Source organism: Nitrospinaceae bacterium (genome assembly GCA_018669005.1).
Lineage (GTDB): Bacteria > UBA8248 > UBA8248 > UBA8248 > UBA8248 > UBA8248.
Window position 1 is genome coordinate 1 of sequence record JABJAL010000101.1, and the last position, 7,086, is coordinate 7,086.

The window sequence follows — 7,086 nt, forward strand, 5'->3', positions numbered from 1 at the left end:
CCCTGTCTCTTGAAACCTAAAGAGGTCTTATTCATTCCCGACCCCGGCACTATTTTTTTCGATAAAAAGGCGTTTTAACAACTTTCGCCGCCCGGGCCTTTCCCCGGATATCCACCTCAACATCGCTCCCTACCTCTGCATGGGAAATTGGAACGTAGCCGATGCCAATGGCTTTGCCAAGCGAGGGACTCATGGTTCCGCTTGTGACGACCCCGGCGGGCTCTCCACCCAATAAAATCGGGGCCCCGTGACGGGGGATACCTCTGTCCACCATCTCAAGGCCCACGAGTTTCCGGGACAGGCCCTGCTCTTTAATCTCAAGAAGACGCTCCCTGCCTACAAAATCACCCGCCTTAAACTTGACCACCCAGCCGAGGCCCGCCTCGATCGGATTCGTCTCCTCGTCGATATCGTTCCCATAAAGTGCAAATTTCATCTCGGTTCTTAAGGTATCTCTCGTCCCGAGACCAGCGAGAACCAACCCCAGGGGTTCGCCCGCCTCAAGTAGAGCGTCCCATACCGCAGGGGCATCCGCTGATGCTAGATAAAGCTCAAAACCATCCTCTCCCGTATAGCCTGTGCGAGAGACGAGCACCCGGCACCCTGCCACCTCTCTTTCGGCGGCGGTGTAATACCCAATTTCCTCAAGAACACCCCCACCAGGTATCAATTTGGCCAGTATTTCAGGCGCGGCAGGGCCCTGTGGGGCAATAAGAGCGGTGTCAGTGCTGATATTTCTAAATTCGACACCCTCTCTCTTATGGGCCGACATCCACTCCCAGTCTTTTTCAATGTTCGAAGCGTTGACCACGGCCAGAAACCGCTCGGGCGCCAGCCGATAAAGAGTCAGATCATCCACGATGCCGCCACTCTCGCGGCACATGGCCGAGTAAAGAACTTTGCCAACCTCCAGTTTCTCGACATTATTCGTCAAGAGGCCCTGCAAAAATGCCTCGGCACCCGATCCTTGAACCTCGAACTCGCCCATATGGCTAATGTCGAATAGACCCGCCGCCGACCGGGTGGCCTTGTGCTCATCCATGACACCTGCGTATAGGACGGGCATTTCAAATCCCGCAAAGGGGACCATCTTTGCGCCCGCACGTAGATGTGCATCATAAAGCGGCGTATGAAGAAGGGTTTCCCCGGCCTCGGTCATGGCCACCCCTTAGGTTAAGAAAAAAAATAAAACTGGGCGTGTGAATTCGAGACTTACCGTGTCCAGCTATGAATTACAAGAGGATATCTCACAGCCGGGCAGAAGAATCTTTTTGAGCAGGACTGAAAATAATAACCAATAAATTTTCAATAACTTAGAGGGCCAAAGCATGTTCCTACTGAATCCGCCCACAACTAGCCAAAAGCGCGTATGCCTGTCTCGTAGCCCGCTATAATGAGCTTTTGAATCTGACTCGTTCCCTCGTAAATAGTCGCCACCCGGGCATCGCGCATGTAGCGCTCGACCGGAAACTCGTCGCTGTAGCCCATTCCGCCATGAATCTGTATTGCGTCATTAGCACACCGAAGCGCCGTCTCGCTGGCAAAATATTTCGCAATCGAAGTTTCCTTGGTATTGGGCACGCCTGCGTTTTTGAGCTCACCCGCCCGGTAAACCAGAAGACGAGAGGCGTCAATATCCACCACCATGCGGGCGATAATTTCTTGTACAAGCTGATGCGCCGCTATCGGCTTGCCGAATGTGTGGCGCTCCTTGGCATAGGCAACCGCCGCCTCAAGCGAGGCCTGGGCGATACCAAGACATCCGGCCGCTACCGAATAGCGACCATTGTCTAGCGCGCTCATCGCCACCTTGAATCCATCCCCTACCTCGCCCATCAGGGCATCGTCGGGCACATCGACCCCGGCGAGAAAAAGCTCAGCCGTGTTCGAGCTTCGAAGCCCGAGCTTGCCGCGCATATTTTTCGACTCAAACCCCGGAGTATCGGTCTCCACCAAAAAGGCAGCCATCCGCCGGGAATTATCCCTGTCGGTCTGGGCAATTACGAGGGCGATTTGTGCGACGCCGCCATTGCTAATCCAGATTTTTTGTCCATCGAGCCGCCAACCGCTATCAGTCTTGGTGGCGAAGGTCTTGATATTTTGCGCGTCCGAGCCGACATCGGGCTCAGTTAATCCGAGGCAGCCAATCCACTCGGCCGAACATAGAAGCGGAAGATATTTGTGTTTCTGCGCCTCACTCCCCCACTTCAGTATGGTCGAGGCGACGAGAGACATCTGAACGGAAAGAACGGTTCGCACCGAGGAGCAGGCCTTGCTGATCTCCTCCATCAGGACAGCATAGGAAATATAATCCATTCCCGCTCCGCCATATTCCTCCGGGATCACCCCCCCGTAAAAGCCAAGCTCACCCATCTCCCTGACAATGTCGTCGGGAAATCGTCCATCGATATCATTCTGCCTGGCGACGGGCATAATCCTGCGCCGTGCAAAATCGGCCGCCGTCTCCTTGAGCAGGCGCTGCGCCTCGTTCAGTTCAAAATCCATCCGGATTTAATCCTCGTATGTATAGAAACCACGCCCACTTTTGCGACCCAAATGGCCCGCACGCACCATTTTTTTGAGAATAAAATTCGGGCGGTAACGCTGATCGCCCAGTTCCCGATAAAGGGTCTCGGTCTTGGCGAGGTGAATATCGACGCCGATGAGGTCGATCAGTTCAAGTGGCCCCATCGGGAAACCGCAGCCCATCTTTAACGCCGCATCAATATCCTCTGCCGAGGCAAGCCCCTGCGCGAAAACCTCCACAGCCTCGTTCAGCGATCCAGCTAACACACGACTACCGATTCCAGCGGGGCTATCGAAGCGGGCGTGGACGGGTTTTTTACCCAATTTTTCGGCCAGAGCGCTCACGGCACCCACCGTTTCTTGTGACGTTCCTATTCCGGGCATGATCTCAACCAATTTCATTACGACAGGCGGGTTGAAAAAGTGCATGCCGCAAACTTTATCGGGCCGAGAGGTGGCCGACGCCATCTCGCTAATGGAAAGCGAAGTGGTGTTCGACGCAAAAATCGTTCGATCCGGCGCTGCCTCATCAAGCGCGGCAAACGTTTTTTTCTTAATCACCATGTCCTCGAAAATGGCCTCAACGACGATGTCCGCCTCCGACGCAGCGGCATAGCCCGATCCCACAGTGATTCGCCCGATAATTTCGTCTTTATCATCAGCGCTCATTTTTCCCTGCTCAACCCGCCGGGCCATCCGCTTTTCAAGACCAGCCACGGCACTCGCCACGATATCCTCGCTCTGATCAGTCAGCGTGACCGGAATGCCGCTCTGGGCAAAAATCTGTGCGATGCCTGCACCCATCGTTCCGGCACCGACTACCATCGCCTTTTTAAATTCCATTTCATTTACCCTCTTTTACTCGGTTCGTTGAATCACGACGGCAACGCCCTGCCCGCCGCCAATGCATGCACTCACAACCCCAAGCTCCTTGCCACGCTGCTCAAGGGCACTCAGGCAGGTGGCGATGAGCTTCCCGCCAGTGGCGCCAACAGGATGTCCAAGCGCAATCGCGCCACCGTGCACATTCAGTTTCCCTCGCTCCCACTTCAGTTCGCGCTCACAGGCAACGATTTGTGAGGCAAAGGCTTCATTTACCTCGATGAGATCCATATCATCGAGACTGAGCCCCGCACGCTCAAGCGCCTTGGGAATAGCCGTGACCGGGCCCAGCCCCATGAACCGGGGTTCGACACCAGTCGAGGCGTAGCCCCTGAGCACGGCAATAGGCCGCGCACCAAGCTCCTCGGCAAGCTCGCGAGAGGCCAGAACTAGGGCAGAGCCTGCGTCCGCCTGGGTGCAGGCGTTTCCAGCCGTCACCGAGCCCTGCTCGTTGAACACGGGTTTGAGCTTGCCGAGCTTTTCCATCGAGAGCCCGCCGCGCGGAGTCTCATCGATGTCAAAAGAAGTAACTTCGCCTTTTCGGCCTTTAAGCTCTATGGGGACGATCTCGGCGGCGAATTTTCCACCCTCAATTGCGGCAGCAGCCTTCTCCTGGCTTTCTAGGGCATAGGCGTCCTGCTCCTCGCGAGTGATGTTGTAGCGCTCGACCAGGTTTTCCGCCGTCACACCCATCAACTCGCCCGCCAATGGGCACATGTAGCCGTCCTTATAAATCAAGTCCAGAAATTCGGCATGACCAAAACGGTTGCCCCATCGTGCCCCTGGCTGAACGTAGGGGACATTCGTCGTACTCTCGGCCCCACCGGCAAGGACCACGTCAGCGTCCCCCGCCCGGATAGCCTGGGCACCAAGGGCCGCCGCCTTGATAGAGGAGCCGCAACGCTTGTTTATCGTGAAGGCGGGCACTTCAATTGGAAGCCCGGCACCGACAGATATCACGCGGGCCGAGTTCGGGCCTACGGCAGCCTGCCAGCCGTTGCCAATAACAACCTCATCAAAGTGCTCCGGGGCAATCCCTGAGCGGCGAATGGCTTCTTTGGCCGCGTGGACACCAAGGTCCACCACAGATTTATTCTTCAGCGAGCCGCCAAATCCACCCCCGGCAGTTCGAACGCTGCTCAGAATAACAACCTCTTTCATGAAATAGACTCCCGTAATGAATTCCTGGGTATTCAAGAAAATTTATCATTGAGGAAAGATGCGAAATTACCTTTATAAAAGGGAAAAACTCACCCCTGCCGCTGACTATTTTATGTCACAGCGACCAAGCCACGGCAAGATAAGCGGGCGCGAGCGCCCTAAAACCCTAGACATTTTCTGCCAGCACACGCAGATCCTCAAGCGCATCGAGAAAATCCAAGGGGGGCTCCGCCTCGAATTCGCAGGCCTCCCTAGTTACGGGATGCTCGAACCCGAGCCGATAGGCATGAAGCGCCTGGCGCGCAATTAGTGTCTCTGCCTCTTTTTTTTTGAGCCGTTTGCCCCGCCCCGGCAGACGCCCACGGCCATATGTCGGATCGCCCAGCACCGGAATCCCGATGTGGTTGAGGTGAACCCTTATCTGGTGGGTTCGGCCAGTCTCGAGCCGAACCTCAAGAAGCGCCGCCTCCTCAAGCACCTCACGAACAGTGAAGTGAGTAACGGCCACACGCCCTCCCTCGACAACCGCCATTGCAGTCCGATGGGTGGGGTGGCGTCCGATAGGCGCGTTAATGGTGCCCTTTCCGTTAGGAGGAACTCCCTTCACAATTGCCAAATAGCGGCGCTGGATGCGGCGAGCCTTGAGGGCCTCCGAGAGGCGTCGGTGAACGATATCCGACTTGGCGACGATGAGGAGCCCAGAGGTGTCCTTGTCGAGGCGGTGGACAATTCCAGGTCGCTCGACGCCGCCGATTCCCGAAAGCTGGCCCCGGCAGTGGTAAAGAAGCGCAGCGACCATGGTGCCCTCTCGATTTCCGGCACCTGGATGAACCACCATGCCCGGCGGCTTGTTCACGACAAGAAGGTGCTCGTCCTCGAACCGGACATCAAGAGGAATATTCTCGGGGTCGAGGCGATGAGGTACGGGTGGAGGGATTTCAATTTCGAGTTGCGCGCCGGGAGGCACTTTTTGGCTCGCCTTAACACCGGGCTCGCCATTCATGAGTACACGCCCCTCGTGAATCAGGGCCTGTACCCGCGCGCGTGAGAGATCGCTAAATTCTCCTACAAGATAGGCGTCCAGGCGTGGGGCCCCCTTCGGGCATTCCCGGCGAAACTTACCTGGATCCACGTAGGCCTCCTAGATCTTCACCAGCGAGTCGAACACACGAGTGCGGCGATAGATTCTCCCGCTCAAGAGTGTGCCCTTTGAAACGATATCGTGGTAACCCTGCCCGACGAGAAACCATCCTTCGGATACCTCAATACTCACTCCGTAGGCAAGCGGGCGATGGTCCTCCCCTCGTTCGATGCACAGATAGTGTTTATCTTCTAAAAAGGCGAGGCGATTCCAGTAACCCGTGGCGCTTTTCTCGGCCACCTGGCCTTGAATCGAAACGGGCTCGTCCATCAAATCCCACAGCGCCAGTCCGCCCCGATAGATAGAATATGCGGTAACAAAAACGGCCCCTACCAGGGCAAATACCGGTAACAATCCGCCCAGCGAAAAATCATAAAACGACGACAGGACAGCTATAAGACCTCCGAATAATGCGCCCGCCCCCCAGAATAAAAGCGTATTTTTAAGATAGCGGACCGCATATCCCCGCGCCAACACTATCGGGGGCGGCGAAGTGCGACTTTTTCCATCTAGAGGGGTAGTAGGAACAAAAGCCATGGCCTTATTCTCCCTCGGGCTCGCCGCTCGATTCTTTGTCCATCACCTCGGTCGGTGGATCGCCGTAAGGGTTTCGAAGAATTTCCAAGACAAGAAGTGAAACACCCACAGTAATGCACGAATCGGCCAGATTGAACGCCGGCCAGTAATAGTCCTGGTGATAGAAAAGAATAAAATCAATTACCTCTCCATGCACAATCCGATCGATCAAGTTACCGAGCCCGCCCCCCGCGATACAAGTCAGGCTGATTCGGCCCATTCGGCTATCGAGTTCATTCGAGCGAAAAAGATAATAAATGAACACCAACGCACCCAGGGTCGCCGCAACAAAAAACATGCGGCCCCAGCCCAGCGGCAGCCAGGATAGAAGACTGAAGGCACCTCCCCGGTTTCGAAAATGGGTGATACTCAAAAAGCCGGGAATGATCGTGCGGCTCTCATTGAAAAGAATATTCGAAGTAATTACGTATTTCAGTATTTGATCGGCAGCGGCGAGCAGAGCCGCAAAGGTGAGAAAGGGAGCGAGTTCAGGTCGCTGATTCACGAAAAATTTTCAGCCGCAATACGGGCGCAGCGCGCCGAAAGATCCGGATAGCGAGGGTCCGAGCCCACGTCCTCGGAAATTTTCCAGCTCATGGCGCATTTTTCACCCAACGCCTCGCTCACCTCAACAATTAGCCCCTCGACATCCTCACTTTTAAAGGCGCCGCCGCCGGGCTCATCGTCCGCCCCGGCTAGCGAGGCGCCTGAAACAATGAAGACATCTCCCATTTCAGCGGCGTGAGGCGCAAGTTTTGAAAGGATATTTTCCGGGCCGAACACCTTCACCTGGAAGTTCA

8 protein-coding genes are annotated in these 7,086 nt (G+C 55.7%); all 8 read right to left on the reverse strand.

The features are described from left to right. Positions 1-49 precede the first annotated feature (49 nt). Positions 50-1,159: a glycine cleavage system aminomethyltransferase GcvT gene (gene gcvT / locus HOJ95_16045; GenBank protein ID MBT6396209.1), complete on the reverse strand. Its 1,110-nt coding sequence runs from the start codon at positions 1,157-1,159 to the stop codon at positions 50-52. 194 nt (positions 1,160-1,353) lie between these two features. After that, positions 1,354-2,505: an acyl-CoA dehydrogenase gene (locus HOJ95_16050; protein ID MBT6396210.1), complete on the reverse strand. Its 1,152-nt coding sequence runs from the start codon at positions 2,503-2,505 to the stop codon at positions 1,354-1,356. A 6-nt stretch (positions 2,506-2,511) separates the two neighbouring features. After that, positions 2,512-3,369 carry a 3-hydroxybutyryl-CoA dehydrogenase gene (locus HOJ95_16055; protein ID MBT6396211.1) on the reverse strand — a complete coding sequence of 286 codons (858 nt, stop codon included), beginning with the start codon at positions 3,367-3,369 and terminating at the stop codon, positions 2,512-2,514. 15 nt (positions 3,370-3,384) lie between these two features. Beyond that, a complete protein-coding gene (locus HOJ95_16060) occupies positions 3,385-4,569 on the reverse strand; it encodes a thiolase family protein (protein MBT6396212.1) in 1,185 nt (394 codons plus the stop codon). A gap of 166 nt (positions 4,570-4,735) precedes the next feature. Further along, positions 4,736-5,701 carry an RluA family pseudouridine synthase gene (locus tag HOJ95_16065; GenBank protein MBT6396213.1) on the reverse strand — a complete coding sequence of 322 codons (966 nt, stop codon included), beginning with the start codon at positions 5,699-5,701 and terminating at the stop codon, positions 4,736-4,738. Positions 5,702-5,710: 9 nt separating this feature from the next. Beyond that, entirely contained in the window at positions 5,711-6,247 is a 537-nt protein-coding gene (locus HOJ95_16070; protein ID MBT6396214.1) for a hypothetical protein, read from the reverse strand. Positions 6,248-6,251: 4 nt separating this feature from the next. Further along, the gene (gene lspA, locus HOJ95_16075; protein MBT6396215.1) at positions 6,252-6,791 is read right to left on the reverse strand and encodes a signal peptidase II; all 540 of its coding nucleotides are present in this window, start codon (positions 6,789-6,791) and stop codon (positions 6,252-6,254) included. Further along, on the reverse strand, positions 6,788-7,086 hold a 299-nt coding region (locus tag HOJ95_16080; protein MBT6396216.1), incomplete at its 5' end, for a hypothetical protein. The genes HOJ95_16080 and lspA, both read right to left, overlap by 4 nt.